This window comes from Liquorilactobacillus mali (genome assembly GCF_001437155.1).
GTDB lineage: Bacteria > Bacillota > Bacilli > Lactobacillales > Lactobacillaceae > Liquorilactobacillus > Liquorilactobacillus mali_A.
In genome coordinates this window covers 1-17,314 of record NZ_JQAR01000008.1, presented here as the reverse complement: position 1 = coordinate 17,314, position 17,314 = coordinate 1, and the positions used below count along the sequence as shown (strand labels likewise).

13 protein-coding genes are annotated in these 17,314 nt (G+C 38.0%); 1 reads left to right on the top strand and 12 read right to left on the bottom strand.

Annotation, left to right across the window (positions count from 1 at the left end; genetic code table 11):
- Positions 1-223: 223 nt before the first annotated feature.
- Positions 224-1,135: a DMT family transporter gene (locus IV36_RS05185; protein ID WP_056991124.1), complete on the top strand. Its 912-nt coding sequence runs from the start codon at positions 224-226 to the stop codon at positions 1,133-1,135.
- Between the two features lie 52 nt (positions 1,136-1,187).
- On the opposite strand, the gene IV36_RS05180 is transcribed toward IV36_RS05185, so the two are convergent.
- The 12 genes from IV36_RS05180 to IV36_RS05125 form a co-directional block, all read right to left on the bottom strand.
- On the bottom strand, positions 1,188-1,997 hold the full coding sequence (locus IV36_RS05180) for a transporter substrate-binding domain-containing protein (RefSeq protein WP_056991123.1): 810 nt from the start codon (positions 1,995-1,997) through the stop codon (positions 1,188-1,190).
- Between the two features lie 25 nt (positions 1,998-2,022).
- Positions 2,023-2,760 carry an amino acid ABC transporter ATP-binding protein gene (locus IV36_RS05175; protein ID WP_056991122.1) on the bottom strand — a complete coding sequence of 246 codons (738 nt, stop codon included), beginning with the start codon at positions 2,758-2,760 and terminating at the stop codon, positions 2,023-2,025.
- Positions 2,760-3,467 (bottom strand): amino acid ABC transporter permease, encoded by a 708-nt coding sequence (locus IV36_RS05170; RefSeq protein ID WP_056991121.1) that lies wholly within the window; start codon positions 3,465-3,467, stop codon positions 2,760-2,762. Before IV36_RS05170 ends, IV36_RS05175 begins: the two co-directional genes overlap by 1 nt.
- Before the next feature lie 515 nt (positions 3,468-3,982).
- The gene (gene rlmD, locus IV36_RS05165) at positions 3,983-5,359 is read right to left on the bottom strand and encodes a 23S rRNA (uracil(1939)-C(5))-methyltransferase RlmD (protein WP_056991120.1); all 1,377 of its coding nucleotides are present in this window, start codon (positions 5,357-5,359) and stop codon (positions 3,983-3,985) included.
- A 135-nt stretch (positions 5,360-5,494) separates the two neighbouring features.
- The gene (locus tag IV36_RS05160; protein WP_056991119.1) at positions 5,495-6,532 is read right to left on the bottom strand and encodes a diacylglycerol kinase; all 1,038 of its coding nucleotides are present in this window, start codon (positions 6,530-6,532) and stop codon (positions 5,495-5,497) included.
- A 54-nt stretch (positions 6,533-6,586) separates the two neighbouring features.
- Positions 6,587-8,017, bottom strand: coding sequence for an Asp-tRNA(Asn)/Glu-tRNA(Gln) amidotransferase subunit GatB (gatB, locus tag IV36_RS05155; RefSeq protein ID WP_056991118.1), 1,431 nt, complete (start codon positions 8,015-8,017; stop codon positions 6,587-6,589).
- Positions 8,017-9,480 (bottom strand): Asp-tRNA(Asn)/Glu-tRNA(Gln) amidotransferase subunit GatA, encoded by a 1,464-nt coding sequence (gatA, locus tag IV36_RS05150; RefSeq protein WP_056991117.1) that lies wholly within the window; start codon positions 9,478-9,480, stop codon positions 8,017-8,019. Before gatA ends, gatB begins: the two co-directional genes overlap by 1 nt.
- Positions 9,481-9,483: 3 nt before the next feature.
- Positions 9,484-9,786, bottom strand: coding sequence for an Asp-tRNA(Asn)/Glu-tRNA(Gln) amidotransferase subunit GatC (gene gatC / locus IV36_RS05145; RefSeq protein WP_056991116.1), 303 nt, complete (start codon positions 9,784-9,786; stop codon positions 9,484-9,486).
- A gap of 80 nt (positions 9,787-9,866) precedes the next feature.
- On the bottom strand, positions 9,867-11,024 hold the full coding sequence (locus tag IV36_RS05140) for a CamS family sex pheromone protein (protein WP_056991115.1): 1,158 nt from the start codon (positions 11,022-11,024) through the stop codon (positions 9,867-9,869).
- Complete coding sequence (ligA, locus tag IV36_RS05135) at positions 11,021-13,042, bottom strand: NAD-dependent DNA ligase LigA (protein WP_056991114.1); 2,022 nt, start codon at positions 13,040-13,042, stop codon at positions 11,021-11,023. The genes IV36_RS05140 and ligA overlap by 4 nt, the downstream gene beginning before the upstream one ends.
- A 23-nt stretch (positions 13,043-13,065) precedes the next feature.
- Positions 13,066-15,300: a DNA helicase PcrA gene (gene pcrA, locus IV36_RS05130; RefSeq protein WP_056991113.1), complete on the bottom strand. Its 2,235-nt coding sequence runs from the start codon at positions 15,298-15,300 to the stop codon at positions 13,066-13,068.
- 429 nt (positions 15,301-15,729) lie between these two features.
- Positions 15,730-16,908, bottom strand: coding sequence for a 5-(carboxyamino)imidazole ribonucleotide synthase (locus IV36_RS05125; protein ID WP_056991170.1), 1,179 nt, complete (start codon positions 16,906-16,908; stop codon positions 15,730-15,732).
- Positions 16,909-17,314 lie beyond the last annotated feature (406 nt).

The window sequence follows — 17,314 nt, the reverse complement described above, 5'->3', positions numbered from 1 at the left end:
TGTTCCAGAAACCGAATATATCATTCTTCTACTTGTTAGTTCTACTAATCAAATTATAATCACTTCAAACCATACCTTAATTAAAATTATATTCAAATTCATTTGACTTTATTATAGAATATATTAAGCAATAAATCATTTGGAGGAAAAGAAATGTACATTCACTCGCTTTCTTTTATTAACCCGTCTACAGCAAAATCCATAAAAAAGACAGTAGACTCTTATGAATAGACGCCGTGGTATTATCCTAGCTATTTCTGGAGCATCTTTTTGGGGAACATCTGGTGTTGCAGTGCAGTACCTATATCAGCATACTGCAATTACATCCACTTGGTTAGTTGCCATACGTCTGATAGGTGCTGGATTACTCCTTGCTGCCTGGGCCCATCATCTACATTGCGGTGAAATAAAGACTCTGCTGCTTGAAAAAAGTGCATGGTCAGAGCTGCTTCCTTTTTCAATTATTGGGGTTGGAGGTTCGCAATTCACTTATTTCATGGCAGTTCAATATAGTAATGCTTCTACTGCCACGGTCATTCAGTTTCTCTCACCACTTTTCATAATATTATATACATTACTTGTAAAACGGATTTTACCAAAACGGATAGAAATAATTTCTGTTTTTATAGCAATCATTGGAACTGTTGTTTTAGTTACCGGCGGACATTTAGACCATTTGTCTCTCTCAACGCAGGCACTTATCTGGGGACTATTAGCGGCCTTTTGTACTGCAATGGAAGTTGTAATTCCTAATCAGTTGATGCAACGCTACCAGACAATTCCACTGACAGGAGTCTCAATGTTACTTTGTGGACTTTGTCTTCTACCTGTTTTTGTACTTGTACCATGGCCTCATCTCACAATATTTGAGTGGGGACTGATTGTATACATTATTATTGCGGGGACGCTTTTTGCCTATTTATTCTTTCTAGCAAGCATCCGCTATATTCCTGCTAGTACTACCGGAATGTTGGGTGCATTTGAGCCACTAGTTGCAACGATTCTAACCGTTGCTTTGCTAGGTACTCATCTCAGTACATTTTCAGTTATCGGTGGTACGTTGATTATCCTAGCGACGGTCATTCAATCACTCCCCCTTGAAAAAATTATTAAGGCACATAAAAAAGCAAGCTGACCCAGATAAAAATGGGAATGCTTGCTTTTTTAGATCATGTCCTTGGTGCAAATTATGGCTTCTTAGTAATATCAGAACCAAAATATTTTTCTGAAAGTTTCTTCAATGTACCATTGTCTTTAAGCGTCTTCAATGCTTTATTAATACGTTTTTGTAATTTTTTATTTTTCTTATTTAAAAGTGCTGAAATTTTAACTGGTTTAACTTGCTTTGACAAATCTTTGAAGTGTAAATCACTTACTTTATTAGTTTTGGCATATGCATAATATGCTTCTGCAGCATTGATTGTTCCTTGAACTCTTCCCTGACGGATTAATGATAAACTTGTTGCAAAGTCACCTGAAGAAACAATTGTTGCTTTATACTTTTTCGCAAGAATTTCGTTATTTGTACCAGTTCCTTCTGCAAATTTTTTATTCTTAATTTCCTTTAAATTATTAATTTTATTCTTTTTCGAGGAAATCACTGCGTATCGTGAGTAAATATAAGGATTTGAAAAGATGTATACTTTTTTTCTTTCTGGTGTCTGGGTAATGTTATTTAACACTATATCGTACTTTGAAGCTCCAACTCCTGCGATTAATGAATCCCACTTCGTTGGCACGAACTTTACTTTTACTCCCATTTGTTTTGCAAGAGCCTTCCCCAAATCTACTTCAAAGCCTGTCAATTTTCCATTTGAACGATACGAATAAGGTTTATAGGTTCCTTCTAGTCCAATTGTTAGTTGATCTTTATTTATTAGATCATCTTTATATGAAGACGCATTAGCCTTTGGAGTTAAGACTGTGAAGATCCCAAAAACAATTGCAATCGTTGCTACCAATACTTCTATTCTCAAAATAAAATTCCGCTTTTTCATATTAAAAATCTCCCTAAATTAGTTTTTATTTCAATACCATTGATGATAGGAACTTCGTAATTCTCAAATTCTTATTGTTCTTGAAGAAAGGTTCAGGTTCGCCATCATAAATAATATCCCCATCTTCGACGAATACTATTTTGTCAGCTACTTGTTGCGCAAATGACATATTGTGCGTGACAATAACCATTGACTGGCCATCCCTTGCAAGCTGCAAAAGGATTTGTAAAACCTCAAGTTCTAGTTCAGGATCCAGTGCCGAAGTGGGTTCATCAAGTAATATGTACTCTGGGTTCATGGCTAAAGATCTTGCGATTGCAACCCTCTGTGCCTGCCCGCCTGAAAGCTCTTCGGGATAATTATTAATCTTGGATTCCAGCCCAATTTTCTTTAATATTTTTTTTGCATTTTCAATTGCAGTTTTTTTATCGAGTTTCAGTACCTGTGTGGGTCCTTCGATTATATTACCAAGAACTGAAAAATGTGGAAAAAGATTATAACTTTGAAATACCATTCCTGTTTTCTGTCGCACATATGCTAATTCCTTTTTATTGGGACCCTTTGTAAAATCAATTATCAGATCATCAAATAAATATTTACCACTTTCTGGAGTTTCTAATAAATTTAGTGAACGTAAAATTGTTGATTTTCCTGAACCAGATGGCCCTACTAAAACGGTAACTTTCCCCCTTGGAAAATCTAAATTAATATTCTTCAGAACAAGGTGATTACCATACGATTTACTGACTCTCTCTAATTCCATCAATTATCACTTCCTTTCATGTTAGATTTTACTCCGAGTCTACTCTCAAGCTTTCCTTGTCCCCACGAAAGTATGGTACAAAAGACAGCGTAGACAGCAGCTACCAAGGAATACATCAGCAGTGGCTGATAATTTTCTGCAGCTATTTGCTGACTTACTTCAAACATTTCAACGATAGTTATAGAGGCAGCTAAGGACGTATCCTTAACTAAACTAATAAAACTATTTGCGAGCGGTGGTACAGAGACCCTCAACGCTTGTGGCAATATAATTCTTTTCAATGTTTGTTTTCTAGTCATCCCAATTGAGAAAGCTGCTTCCCATTGTCCTCTGGGAACAGAACTAATGGCAGCTCTAATTGTTTCAGATGCATATGCCCCAGTATTGAGTGAGAAGGTTATTACTCCCGCGATGAAAGCGTCTAATTTTATTCCATCTGGAGCTATTCCCTTTATTTTCAAGTAAGGTAAGCCAAAGTAAACTATAAATAATTGCACTAACAATGGGGTGGATCGAAAAAGCCAAACATAAAACCTAAAAAATAATTTTATTATTAAGAAAAAGCCATTCTTTTTAGTCAATCTTATTAACGCTGTAAAAAGTGCTAATATTATTCCAAAGAAAAAAGAAATAAGCGTTAACGGAACGGTATATTTGAAACCAGCCTCCAAAATTTGAGGTAAAGCTTTACTAATTATTTCCCACATCCAAACTTCCTCCTAATGTATATAAAGATATAAAAAAAACGAAATCTTAAAAAAGATTTCGTCTCATCCGCTCCATTTTTTAGCTATAAAAAATCACGCCAAAATAGTGGACCGTCTAAGACGTAATCCACAAAGACACATATATTGAATTTTAGATTTCAATATGTTCATCTTAATTTCCTCACTAAAAACTAATTATAATAACAATTTCATGTTACTTGATTTAATAAAATAAGTCAATGCTTTTAATAACTAAAAATTAACATTAAAAAGCAAGTGTATCATAAAGCAATAAAATTTGAGTACTGACCACTAATGAGAAATCATAAAACTAGCAGGAGCTTTACCAAAAAGTAATTCGAGATAAAATGGAGTACTTTGACTAATAGTACAACATTCATATTGAATAAAAAAAGAAAGAGCTGGGCAAAATCTAATTTTTGCACCAACTCTCTATTCAAATTTATCATCATCAATAATTTAACAAGCATGCTAAAAAACTGAATCAGTACTTTTTAATTGTTTTCTGCCCGCGTTAAAACCGTTATTGATTCAATATGTGTCGTCATCGGAAACTGATCAACTGGTTGAATTGGTTTTGCCACTTGATAACCTTTTTCTGTGAATAACTGAATATCACGCACCAATGTAGCTGGATTGCAACTCACATAAACGATCTTTGCTGGGGACAACTTTGCTGTACTGTTGATAACTTCTGACTCCAGACCTTTACGAGGTGGATCAAAGACCACAACATCAGGTTTAATACCATCTTCAGACCATTTAGCCATCCAATCACTCGCTGTTCCAACTTCGAAGGTTGCATTATCAATATTATTCACAGTCGCATTCTTTTTAGCATCATCAATTGCTTCTGGGACAATTTCAACACCATAAACTTTTGCAGCCTTTTGAGCGAGATTCAAGGAAATCGTACCTATCCCACAATATGCATCAATCACAGTCTCTTTGCCAGTTAATTCTGAAGCCTCAACAACTTTTTGATAGATTTTCTCTGTCTGAATGGAGTTAACTTGATAGAATGAATGTGCGGAAATCTCAAAATTAATACCATTAAGGCTGTCAGTGATGCGGCCATCTCCAGCAAGAATTTTTTCTGTCTTTCCCAAAATCACATTTGTTTTTTCCTGATTAATGTTTTGCACAACCGTACGCACATCTGGACAAGCCTTTAGAATTTCATCCACAACCACATCTGATTCTGGAATTTTCTTCGCCCGTGTTACTAACACTACCATTACTTCGTGTGAATAATGTCCACGGCGCACAATAATATGCCGGACTACACCCTTATGTGTCTTCTCATCATATGCACTAATCATGAACTTACGCAAAATATCGCGTACAGCTTTGATTACTTCATCAATCCGTTCGTCTTGAATGAGATAGTCCTCCATTGGAACAAAATTATGACTATTTTTCTTAAAAAAGCCGGTTTCAAGCCGATTTTTAACCATTCTGACAGGAACTTGCGCCTTGTTACGATAGTGGATCGGTTCATCCATCCCCAAAACTGGGGCAACTTCAACTTCTTCTAAATGTGATTTCTTCAATAGTTCCATAACCTGATTACGTTTAAAGCTAAGCTGTGCATCATATTTAAGATGTTGTAATGGTGCAATCCCCGTTTGTGTATAAGTTTTATCAATTCCCTCTGTTCTAAGTGGACTATCATTATGTCTGTTAATAACTTTTGCAAAACCATAATTCTTACTTACTTTTATAACAGTAATATCCACAACCTCATCGGGAAGTGCATCCTCAATAAACAATGGGTAATGATCAACTTTGCCCACACCCATTCCTTGATATGTTAAATCACTGATTGTCAGCGTTAATTTTTGATTTTTTGTTACCGGTGGTTTACTCATTTAGTTCTCCTTTTTATGAATCATAACTTAACTTTATACTGAATTGTTAATAAGTGCAATCCTTATCCACACAAAACAACAGCCGTTTGATTTATTTAAACCAAACGACTGTCCGACTTATCAACATGTTACTAACTATTTTTTGCTTGGTACTCCAATTGCTCCATCACCGTCAAGATCCTTCTCCGAAAGATCCTCAACTTCTGCCACAAAATGCTCCGCAATGATTTTCTCAGTTGCATTGGAAGATGTGATCGCAGTTTCTGGAATTTTGTCCGTATTGGCGAACATTTGAATATGCTGTTTCAAATTTTTGAAAACCATCGGAGCATCTCCACCATATTCACCATCAATATTAATCATCATCTTTTCATCAACCGGTTTAGCAATCACCTTGGAAGTTTTGACATACAAAATCCGCGGATCTTTAATATGACGTCCACCATTCAGAACCATTGTCATTAACTGCAAAATCTCAACAAGGTTACTTGTCTTGACTACAATCAACGTGAATTTGCCATCATCAAGCGATGCATCAGGAACAATTTGTTCAAATCCTCCAATCGAATTGGTCAATGCTAAGAAAAACATCGAGGCCTTCCCATCGAAAACACCATCGTCATATTCGAGATGCATCTTGATTGGCTTAATTCGTGGTAGGATTTCTGCACCCTTAACAAGGTAAGCGAGATATCCAAAGAGTGACTTATATTGTGATGGAACACCATATGTCAATTCCGTCAGCAATCCACCGCCTGCAATATTTACAAAATATTTTTTGTCGGCTTGACCAATATCCATGCTGACATTTTCGCCTTTGGCAATCACCTTTGCAGCAGCTATCGGATCTTCACGTGGAATCTTTAATGCCCTTGCATAATCATTTGTTGTTCCTGCAGGAATAATTCCCATCATTGGACGGTGTTTCAACGGAGCAATTCCATTAACTACTTCATTGATAGTTCCATCCCCGCCGGCTGCAACAATTAAGTTGAAACCAGCACGTGCTACCCGTTCTGCCTCATCACGTGCCGAATTTGGCTTAGCGGTTGTACGATACGCACTCGTCTCATATCCGGCATTCTCAAGAATATCGAGAATTTCAACAAGATCATTGCGCATTGCCTCACGCCCAGATGTTGGATTGTAAATAATCCGACAACGCTTCCTCATCGCTACCTCTCCTTTAAATCTACACAAAAAAACTTTTAGTAACTTTATGTTTTATTATCTTTTTTTCAAGCTATCCATTAATAATTTGTTAACAATCTTGGGGTTTGCCTTTCCATGAGTTTCCTTCATGATTTGACCAACCAAGAAACCGATCGCACGACCCTTACCATTCTTGAAATCTTCGATTGATTTCTCGTTATTATTCAAAACTGTCTCAATCAATGGTTCCAAAACAGCTGGATCTGATAGCTGCACAAGGCCCTTGGCCTCAACCCAAGCCTTTGGCTCACTACCATTTGAAATGATTTCTTGGAATACCTTCTTGGCAATCTTGGATGAGATTGTACCATCCTCAATCAGTTTAATCATACCTGCCAAGTTTTCTGGTGTTAACTTGGTTTCAAGTAATTCCAGTTTATTAGCATTCATATAAGCATTAACTTCACCCATTAGCCAGTTTGCAGCAAGCTTTGCATCAGCACCTTCTGCAACTGTGGCTTCAAAGAAATCAGACATTTCCTTAGTCTGTGTAAGAACACCTGCATCATACTCAGGAATTCCCCACGACGAAACATACTTTTCACGACGCTTATCAGGCATTTCCGGAATTGATGCACGGACTTCTTCGATCCAATCATCTGAAATATGAATCGGTGGAATATCTGGTTCTGGGAAGTAGCGATAGTCGCTCGCCCCTTCTTTGACACGCATCAAGATTGTCTCACCAGTTGGTTCATCGAAACGACGAGTCTCCTGTTGAATTTTTCCTCCCGATAATAAAACTCTTTGCTGTCTCTTAGCCTCATAGTGAGCACCTTTTCTAACATGCTCGAATGAGTTCAAGTTCTTCATCTCAGTCTTAGTCCCAAACTTGTCAGAACCAATCGGGCGTACTGACACGTTAACATCAGCACGCATTGAGCCTTCCTCCATCTTAACATCGGAGATACCCGTAAATTGAATAATTTGACGCAAACGTACTAAGTAAGCATATGCTTCATCGGCAGAAGTAATGTCTGGTTTTGAAACAATTTCAATCAACGGTGTTCCTTGGCGGTTCAAATCAACATATGAATAGCCATCTGGACTATGCGTGTTTTTACCAGCATCTTCTTCAACGTGCATCTCTTCAATTCCAATTTTCTTTTTCTTACCATCTACTTCAATTTCAAGCCAACCATTGCGACCAATCGGCGTTTCGGACTGTGTAATTTGGTATGCCTTGGGGTTATCAGGATAAAAATAATTTTTACGGTCGAAATGAATATCTTTAGTAATTTCACAGTTAAGGGCCAAGGCTGCACGCATCCCATATTCCAGTGCACCCTTATTGACAGTAGGCAATACCCCTGGGAACCCCCAGTCAACAACATTAGTATTTGTATTTTGTTCTACACCATATTTAACAGGTGCAGGTGAGAAAGCCTTCGATTTTGTCTTCATCTCAATGTGGACTTCTAGTCCTATCGTTGTTTCAAAATTCATTAGTCTTGCCCCCCAAACGTTGGAACTTCTTTATGAAAATCAGTTGCCTGCTCAAATGCATAGCCTGCACGATACATTGTCTCTTCATCAAAACGATTAGCAATCAGCTGCATTCCAATTGGAAGGCCATTTGCAAACCCTGCAGGAAGTGACATACCTGGAAGGCCAGCTAAGTTAACAGGAATTGTTAAAATATCGTTCATATACATCGTAACTGGATCATTAATATCTTCACCGATTCCAAATGCTGTAGTTGGGGAAGTTGGTCCTAAAACAAGATCATAATCATTAAACACATTGGCAAAATCTCTGCAAATCAACGTACGAACTTGCGCAGCCTTCTTAAAGAAAGCATCATAAGTTCCAGCAGATAATGAGAAGGTTCCAAGCATGATACGACGCTTAACCTCATCCCCAAAACCTTCCGAACGTGATTTCACATAAACATCTTCCAAGTTCTTTACATCAGCCGCACGATGACCATAACGAATACCATCAAAGCGTTGCAGATTCGAACTTGCTTCAGATGAGGCAATAATGTAATAAACAGGTACACCATACTTACTATGAGGAAGACTAACTTCATCAACAGTAGCACCTAATTTTTCAAAGACTGCAATTGCATTTTTAATTCCCTCTCGAACTTCAGAGGCAACACCTTCGCCCATGTATTCTTTAGGGACTGCAATCTTCATTCCCTTGATATTGCCATCCAACTTAGCAGTAAAGTCTGGAATAGCATGACTTGAACTAGTTGAATCACGAGGATCTAAACCACTAATTGCGTTTAACAAAATTGCATTATCTCTAACCGTACGAGTCAGTGGACCAATCTGATCAAGACTTGATGCAAAAGCAATCAATCCGTATCTTGAGACCCGACCATAGGTTGGCTTTACTCCAACAATTCCATTATAAGCTGCAGGTTGGCGAATTGAACCACCTGTATCTGAACCAAGTGCAGCAATCACTTCACCAGAAGCAACGGCAGCTGCAGAACCACCAGACGAGCCACCAGGAACTTTAGTTTGATCCCAAGCATTCTTTGTCAATTTGAATGCTGAACTCTCTGTCGAACCACCCATTGCAAATTCATCCATATTAGTCTTACCAACCGTAATCGTTTGAAGAGCATTTAACTTTTCTACTACAGTTGCATCATAGATTGGATCGAAATTTTCAAGAATCTTGCTGGCGGCCGTCGTCTTCAAATTCTTCGTTACAATATTATCCTTGATACCTAAAGGAATACCTGACAAAAGATTATCTGCAGCGACTCCTTCTTGATCAAGCTGAGCTGCCTGTTCTAATGCAGCTTCTTTGTTCAAGTTCAAGAATGCTCCAATTTTTTGGTCACGCTTTTCAATATTATCAAAAGTCTGCTGTGTAAGATCAGTCACACTTAATTCCTTATTGACCAATAATTCATGCAAGCTCGCAAAATCATGCTTAAAGTAATTCATGGACTATGCTTCCTCGCTTTCATCAATAATTGCTGGTACCTTGATATATCCATCTTGGTGCTGAGGAACATTTCTCATCAGCTCTTCGCGCGGTGTACCGCTAACCGCAACATCTTCACGCATTACGCCTGTTGCGTCGGTTACGTGTGTAGTTACGGGAATTCCATCAGTATCTACTTCACTGAGTTGTTGGACCATTCCAATAATTTCATCCATCTGTCCTGTAAACTTTTGCAATTCTTCGTCTGTAAAAGCCAACTTTGCTAAACCTGCAACATGCTCTACTTCGCTTGCACTAATTGCCATCCAAACTCCCTCTTTTCCTATTTCATCAGTAATCATTTTAGCATAACTAAACAACTATATGCGCATCAGAATCACGTTTTTTAATAGCTTCCAAAAACATGTGTATAGAAGCTGCTTTCGTCCGCTTTACGTGCAAGAAAACTTTGAACTGTACCATCTGTTCCTTTGACCGTTATATCAATTGGAATTCCACTAGGTAAATAGGTCTTTGCAGCTTGAGCCAAATACTGCGTGAAACTCGTAATTTCAGTTAAGCTGTAGAATTGAGTCGTAATATTAACATTCATTCCTTGAAGCGTCTTGTTCTTATATTCCGCTTGGGCCGTTACCCCCGCAAGATTAGGGAAGAAATTCTGAACTTGCTTCTTAAAGCTTTCAAAGGATGTCTCATCATTATCGTTAGGCACTGAGGACACCGAAGTTTCAGGGAAAACATAACTCTTATAATTGAGGCTCGTCCAATTGTTAATCGTTGAACCACTTTTTACGTAGGTATACTGATAGAATGAGCCACCAACAAGACTATCATTTGTTGCTTGTTGGAACATTGCAATGATAATCGGTGTATTTTCTGACACTCCGCTTGTTTTACGCAGTCGTTCTAAGACCTTTGCTGCCGCCTGCTGCCCCTCAGCAATCATTTTTTTCTTTGAAATAGTTGTAGTATAAGTCGCCCCATACTCTTCCTTTTGATAATAGTCTTTTGCATTCATCCCGATACCAATAGTAATTCCAGCAAGCTGCAGCTTTCCATCAACTTCTTTCATGTAATCCTGTTCTTCAATTTGCTGGATATAAATTGGATTACGCTTATCGGCATCAGTTTGTCCATTATCAACTGGATTTAAGCCAGTTGAATTACTCTTTGACTTTCTTCCAAGCCAATTTTTAACTGTTGTTGAAGACAATAACTGTCCTTCACGAAAGACATAATCACTTGTTGAATACTTTGTCTTGGATATCTGTGTCAATCCTGATTCAAAACTCTTTAAATTCAACAAGTTATCAGAATTTTGCGAGATTCCCACACCACGTGCCTTGCTGGTTAAATACTTACCATTTTCAATAACACCTTGGTATTCACTATCCGCAGCCTTCCCTGTCACTTGGTAACCAGATGAAGATGATGAACCCTTAGCAGCATTCTTTACAGTAGACGTTGCCGAACTTAACTTTGCACATCCTGTAAGTAGCATAATGCTTAATGCAGCGCCCAATATGACTCCTATTTTTTTCACTTTGCAACCTCCATTTGTTCAATAAACTGTTGCTCACTCATTATTTCAATTCCGAGCTCCTCCGCCTTTGTCAATTTGCTGCCAGCATCATGACCAGCAATTACAATGTCAGTTTTTTTCGACACACTGCCGACAACATCGGCACCATTTGCCTCCAGCCACTCTTTTGCCTCAGCACGTTTCAATTGGTCTAGTGTCCCTGTCAAAACAATTTTCTTTCCGTTGAAATAATTATCTGCATTAACACTAGCACCTATATCAGGCCCTAAATATTCCAAATTCACACCGGCATCTGCCAACTCTGTGACCAATTTCTTAACTTCTGCATTATCAAAATAAGTAACAATACTTGTTGCGATTACCTGTCCTAATGAATCTAATTGTGCAATTTCTTCCGTTCCCGCAGCGACAAGCCCAGTCAAGGACTTAAAGTGCGCCATCAGAAGCTTCGCAACTTTTGCACCAACATGTCGGATACCTAATCCAAAAAGAAGTCGCTCTACAGAATTATGCCGACTATTATCGATAGCTGTCAACAGATTGCTAGCAGACTTATCCTTAAAATTATCTAATTTAAGCAAATCTTCAAAAGTTAGGTGATATAAATCTGCAACATCGTTAATTAATTGCTTTGCAAACAGCTGCTCAACAACTTTAGGGCCTAATCCTGTGATATCCATTGCGTTCCGCGATGCAAAATGTACTAAACTTTCTTTAACTAGAGCCGGACATTTTGGATTAATGCAACGTAACGCAACCTCCTCATCAAGATGTACCAATTCTGCATTACAAACTGGACACTTCGTTGGAATTTCGACAATTTTGGAATCTGCTGAACGTTTAGCCAGTACCACTTCTGAGACCTCAGGAATAATATCTCCAGCCTTGTGTAACTTAACTGTATCTAACAGTCGGATATCCTTTTCCTTCAGATAATCTGGATTATGCAATGAAGCCCTTGAAACAGTTGTTCCCGCAAGTTGTACTGCATCCATTACCGCAGTCGGCGTAACAGTTCCTGTCCTTCCAACCGTCCATTCAATTCTCCGTACAACTGTTTCTTGTTCATCTGGCGGAAATTTGTACGCGATAGCCCAGCGAGGTACCTTGACTGTATTTCCAACAATTGCATGTGTCGCTAAATTATCTGCTTTTAATACAATTCCATCGATCTCATATGGCAGTTCTGCTCTTTTTGCTTGATATTCATCGATATACTTAAAAATCTCTTCCATACTTTTTGACTGGCGTGACTCCAAATTGACTTTAAAGCCCCATTCATGTAATTGTTTAAGCACATCTGTTTGAGTTTCTAAACCAAATTTTTCAGGATCCATCAGGTAGTAAATAAAGGTGCTGAGCTGCCTTGAAGCCGTGATTTTTGTATCTAACTGCCTTAGACTTCCAGCTGCAGCATTCCTTGGATTTGCGAAAACTGCCAATCCTTGCTCTTCTCTTTTTTTATTAAGTTTTGCAAATGCTTTTTTTGGCATATAACATTCGCCGCGAACTTCTAGAGTGATTGGTTCTTCCAATCTTAATGGAATTGCCTTGACAGTCTTTAAATTCTCCGTAATATCTTCGCCAATTATTCCATTGCCCCGAGTTGAACCTTGTACAAAAATTCCATCTTTATAAATAAGTGAAATTGCTAAGCCATCGATTTTAAGCTCACAACTGTAATTAACCTTTTCGGCAAGTATTCTACTCAGACGCTGATCAAACTGTTCCAACTCATTCTTTGAGAAAACGTCCCCTAAAGAAAGCATCGGAATCTCATGTTCCTTTTTTTCGAATCCGCTTAGAACTTGTCCACCTACTCGCTGTGTAGGAGAATCTTCTAGAATAAGTTCTGGATATGACTTCTCCAATTCAATAAGTTCGCGATATGCCTTATCGTAAACATAGTCTTCCACAGTTGGCTGATCTTCTACATAATAGCGGTATGCCCAGTCATTCAATTGTTTAACTAATTCAGAGATCCGCTCCTGCGCCTGTTTCCTTGTATCAGCTACCATCTTCTGACCTCCTCGTGATTAGACTATTTTTTCTTAATTGGTGCAAAGGACGCCAGTAGACGCTTAATTCCCATTCCTGCAAACGCAATATCCAATTCCATATCTTCTCCGCTTCCTGCAAGTTTAACGACTGTTCCTTCACCCCAAGCTTTATGTAAGACCTTGTCGCCAACGCTCCAGCCTACCTTCTCTGCACCTGTACCCTTATTTTTTTCGACTGTTCCTGCTGGCATCTTGTAATGTGTCCTAGCTTGCCCGAATGGATAGTCTTTTCTAGAATCATTGTGCCTTATGCTTGTATTAGCAACCTGCTGATTTTCAGCTTGCAGCAATTCAGGATCAATCTCTTCAATAAACCTTGATGCTGGATTATTTTGACGCCTCCCATACAGCATTCTTGAAAATGCATTTGTTAGAAATAGCTCTCTTTCTGCTCGTGTGATTCCAACGTATGCCAATCGTCGTTCTTCCTCAAGTTCATTTTCATCCATCATGGAACGAGACAATGGGAAGATTCCCTCTTCCATTCCCATCATGAAAACAATTGGGAATTCCAATCCTTTTGCAGCATGGAGTGTCATTAAAGTAACCTCATCTGTTTCTTCAACTAAACTATCTTGATCAGAAACCAGTGCGAGATCTGCTAGGAAATCTACAAATGGGTCACTATTTTCATCTTCAGGTTCCCATGAATCATCAAACTGCTTAGTAACCGATAAGAATTCTTCCAAGTTCTCTAAGCGACTTTGATTTTCTAGTGTCTTAGAATCTTCTAGGACTTTCTTATAGCCGCTCTTGTCTAGAATTTTTTCCGTCATTTCCGTAACATTCAATTTATCACGCAATTCATGCAGGCCATTAATCAAATCAGCAAAATTCGCTAATGCATTACTTGCCTTGCCAGAAATATTCGCCAAAACAGCATTACTTGCTGCATCTAAAAGGCTCATTCCCATATTCTGTGCAAAATCATTTAAGCGTTCTATGCTCGTACTACCAATACCTCGTTTTGGCTCATTAACGATTCTTTCAAAACTCAATGAATCCTGTGGGTTAGTTACAAGCTGCATATATGCCAGCACATCACGAATTTCTTTACGATCATAAAATTTATGTGCTCCAACAATCTTGTAAGGAATATTGGCCTTTATAAATGTTTCTTCAATTGTTCGTGACTGTGCATTTGTGCGATACAAAATTGCAAAGTCATTGTAATGGCATCCATTCTCGCGCATCATCTTTTGGATATTGCGTACAACATAGAAGGCTTCATCATTCGCATTTTGTCCACGATAATACCTGATCTTTGTTCCTTCGTTATTTTGTGTCCACAATTCTTTTGCCTTGCGATTCGTATTATTCTTAATCACTGAATTCGCAGCCTGCAGAATTATCTTAGTTGAACGGTAATTTTGTTCCAACTTAACTATTGTCGTGTCTGGATAGTCTTGTTCAAAATTCATGATATTTTCCATATTGGCCCCACGCCAACCATAGATACTCTGGTCTGCATCACCAACGACACATAAATTACGATTCTTTTTTGCCAATAAACTTACAAGTTCGTATTGAGCCTGATTAGTATCCTGATATTCATCGACATGAATGTATTGGAACTTTCGTTGATAGAATTCGAGTACATCCGGCACTTCTTTGAACAAGCGGTGTGTCAACATAATTAGATCATCAAAATCAACTGCTTGATTATTCTCTAATTGTTTTTGGTACTCTGGATAAACATCCGCCACTACTTGTTCGAAGGGGCCTTGGATATTCATACGATAATCTGTGGGTGTCTTCAAATCATTCTTTGCATTCGAGATCTCGCTTAATATTGCCCGTGGATCAAACTTCTTAATATCAATATTCAAATCAGCTAAAATATGCTTGATAAGGGTCCGTTGTTCACTAGTTCCGGTGATCGTAAAAGCTCGATTATAACCAATTTTATCAATATCTCGCCGTAAGATCCTTACACAGAGTGCATGAAATGTTGAAACCCACACATCATTTGCACCCTCTTCCAGTAAATTTCCAATACGTTCGCGCATTTCTGCTGCAGCTTTATTTGTAAAAGTAATTGCCAGTACATTCCAAGGATTGACTTGTTTTTCCTCAATTAGATAAGCTACACGATGTGTCAAAACACGTGTCTTCCCACTTCCAGCTCCTGCAATAATCAATAGTGGGCCTTCAGTACATAAGACCGCTTCTTGCTGCTTATCATTCATTCCTTTTAGTAGTCTTTCTACCGTCACTTTTTTCAATCCTCTCTTGAATCCAATCATATTTTATTATACCAAAAAAAACATTATGCTTCTTAAAAAAAGATAAAAGAATCCGACTTTACCACTGTCAACAGAATAGTTCTCGCATGCAAAATAAAAATTCAAATATATTTTGTCTTGACTCTTCTATATTATTTCAGCTAAACATGTTCCATAAATTAAGAGATTTCGTCTTCCAATCTGGAATTACTGATAACAAAAACACTTGTTATATTCATACTTTCGCATTAATGCCAAGTTTTGCCATCTTATCTCCATACTCTCTTTTTTAAAATAAAATACCACAGCAAGAAAATTAAAATTATTTTCCGCTGCAGTATCTTGTTTAATTCATGACTAAAAGCAATAAACCGTAATAAATTAGGGAACAAATCAAAAGTACGCGCTCTACTCCTGATTCTACTGAATCTCCTCATCCGTTATTTCCTTTGGGGAATCAACTTCAGCGCTTTTGTCATTCCAAATGTTCGTTGCTTCAATCTGTTGAACAGCCTCTGTCGTTGTTCCTGCAAGAACCAATAAATATCCTGGATCAACCATCCTCTTAGTCTGTGGATAGCGATAAAAGCGATAAAACCAATTATCTTTTAAGACCCACTGTGTTCGCAATGGCTCAAGATCCTCATCTTTAACTGCAACCATCACTGTTGGTTGGACAAACCTTACTTGTGGAATTGGCATCTGTGCAAGAGCCCGCAGATGTACTTCAAACATAGAAATGTTGGTTGCTTTCTCAAAAACGAAACCAGCCTTGTGAAGCGCCGGTACAACTCTCTTCACGTAAAGTGATCCACTGTTGGTCAAGAAAAACGCAATTTCCAATACGCCAACATATTCAAGCTGTGTGGCTATTTCAGTCGCAATTCTATGCACCTCTGACTGAACGTCATCCTCAAGCTGACTCTTGGTAATCGACTGAAACAAATGATGATCCCGATATACGTTCTCTACTATTGGGAAAAAATCGAGTTTTCCATCAAATTCCTTGCCAATTATTACTGAAAGTTCCTTTTCATATGGAATCCATGCCTCAAGAACATAAGTACCTAGATCAATAATATCAGCGCATTTTGCAATATCCGACTGTTTATTGATAACTTGCTGTCTTTTTCTCCCAAAACCCTTTTGAATCGGCTTTAAGACACATGGGTAACCGATGGAACCAATTGCTTGATAGATGTCATCCAAACTCACTATAGTTGCGTAAGGTGCAATATTGACATTCATTTGTTCCAAAAATGCACGTTCCAACAAGCGATCCTGTGTAATCTCCAGTGCTTCACTGTCTTGTGGAACTTGCGTATACTGCTTAACTAATTCGACAGCATCTGAGGGTACCTTGTCTGATTCGTAGGTCACAAGATCACACCGCTCGGCAAAGTCTTGCAACTTACTCTTACTGTGTAATGAACCAACAACTCCCAGGTCGGCTTCCTGCATAGTTGGTGCGGCTTCATCACTATTGTAAGCAATAACTTTAAAACCCATCTTTTTTGCTGCTTCCGCAAGCATAATTCCATTGGAACTTTCACCTATGATTCCAATTGTATCTCCTGGAAACAAAATCTTTTTTTCCATTCTCTCACTACTTTCCATATGGATAATCACCCCAGACGTTTTAAAAACGTTCCTGTAACTCTCTCATTAATATTTTACCATATTTATGACAGGATAAAATTTAATAGTTTATAAATATATGAGTACATCAGAAATTGGTTAACTTTTGAGCATTAGCATAAATTACATTCAAGATTCAGGTTAAGTTACAAATAATTTAGCTATTGGTTATTGTATAAATAAAAAACAGGATGGAGTGTGAATAAGTCGGTAAAGCCTAAGTACTACTGCAAGGCTAGACGACAAATCTTGACTTATGGAACACCATTATTCGGAATAAATAATAAAAGAGCCGGGTTAAAATTTGACATTTGAAGTGCTTCATAATTGTTAGACAAAGAGTCTAATGATTGTGAGGTACTTTTTT

Coding starts and splice junctions, on each gene's coding strand:
- IV36_RS05175 (WP_056991122.1), bottom strand. CDS start 2,760: ATGGAATTAGAGAGAGTCAGTAAATCGTATGGTAATCACCTTGTTCTG.
- IV36_RS05125 (WP_056991170.1), bottom strand. CDS start 16,908: ATGGAAAAAAAGATTTTGTTTCCAGGAGATACAATTGGAATCATAGGT.
- gatC (WP_056991116.1), bottom strand. CDS start 9,786: ATGGCAATTAGTGCAAGCGAAGTAGAGCATGTTGCAGGTTTAGCAAAG.
- IV36_RS05170 (WP_056991121.1), bottom strand. CDS start 3,467: ATGTGGGAAATAATTAGTAAAGCTTTACCTCAAATTTTGGAGGCTGGT.
- rlmD (WP_056991120.1), bottom strand. CDS start 5,359: ATGAGTAAACCACCGGTAACAAAAAATCAAAAATTAACGCTGACAATC.
- IV36_RS05180 (WP_056991123.1), bottom strand. CDS start 1,997: ATGAAAAAGCGGAATTTTATTTTGAGAATAGAAGTATTGGTAGCAACG.
- IV36_RS05185 (WP_056991124.1), top strand. CDS start 224: ATGAATAGACGCCGTGGTATTATCCTAGCTATTTCTGGAGCATCTTTT.
- gatB (WP_056991118.1), bottom strand. CDS start 8,017: ATGAATTTTGAAACAACGATAGGACTAGAAGTCCACATTGAGATGAAG.
- gatA (WP_056991117.1), bottom strand. CDS start 9,480: ATGAATTACTTTAAGCATGATTTTGCGAGCTTGCATGAATTATTGGTC.
- IV36_RS05160 (WP_056991119.1), bottom strand. CDS start 6,532: ATGAGGAAGCGTTGTCGGATTATTTACAATCCAACATCTGGGCGTGAG.
- ligA (WP_056991114.1), bottom strand. CDS start 13,042: ATGGTAGCTGATACAAGGAAACAGGCGCAGGAGCGGATCTCTGAATTA.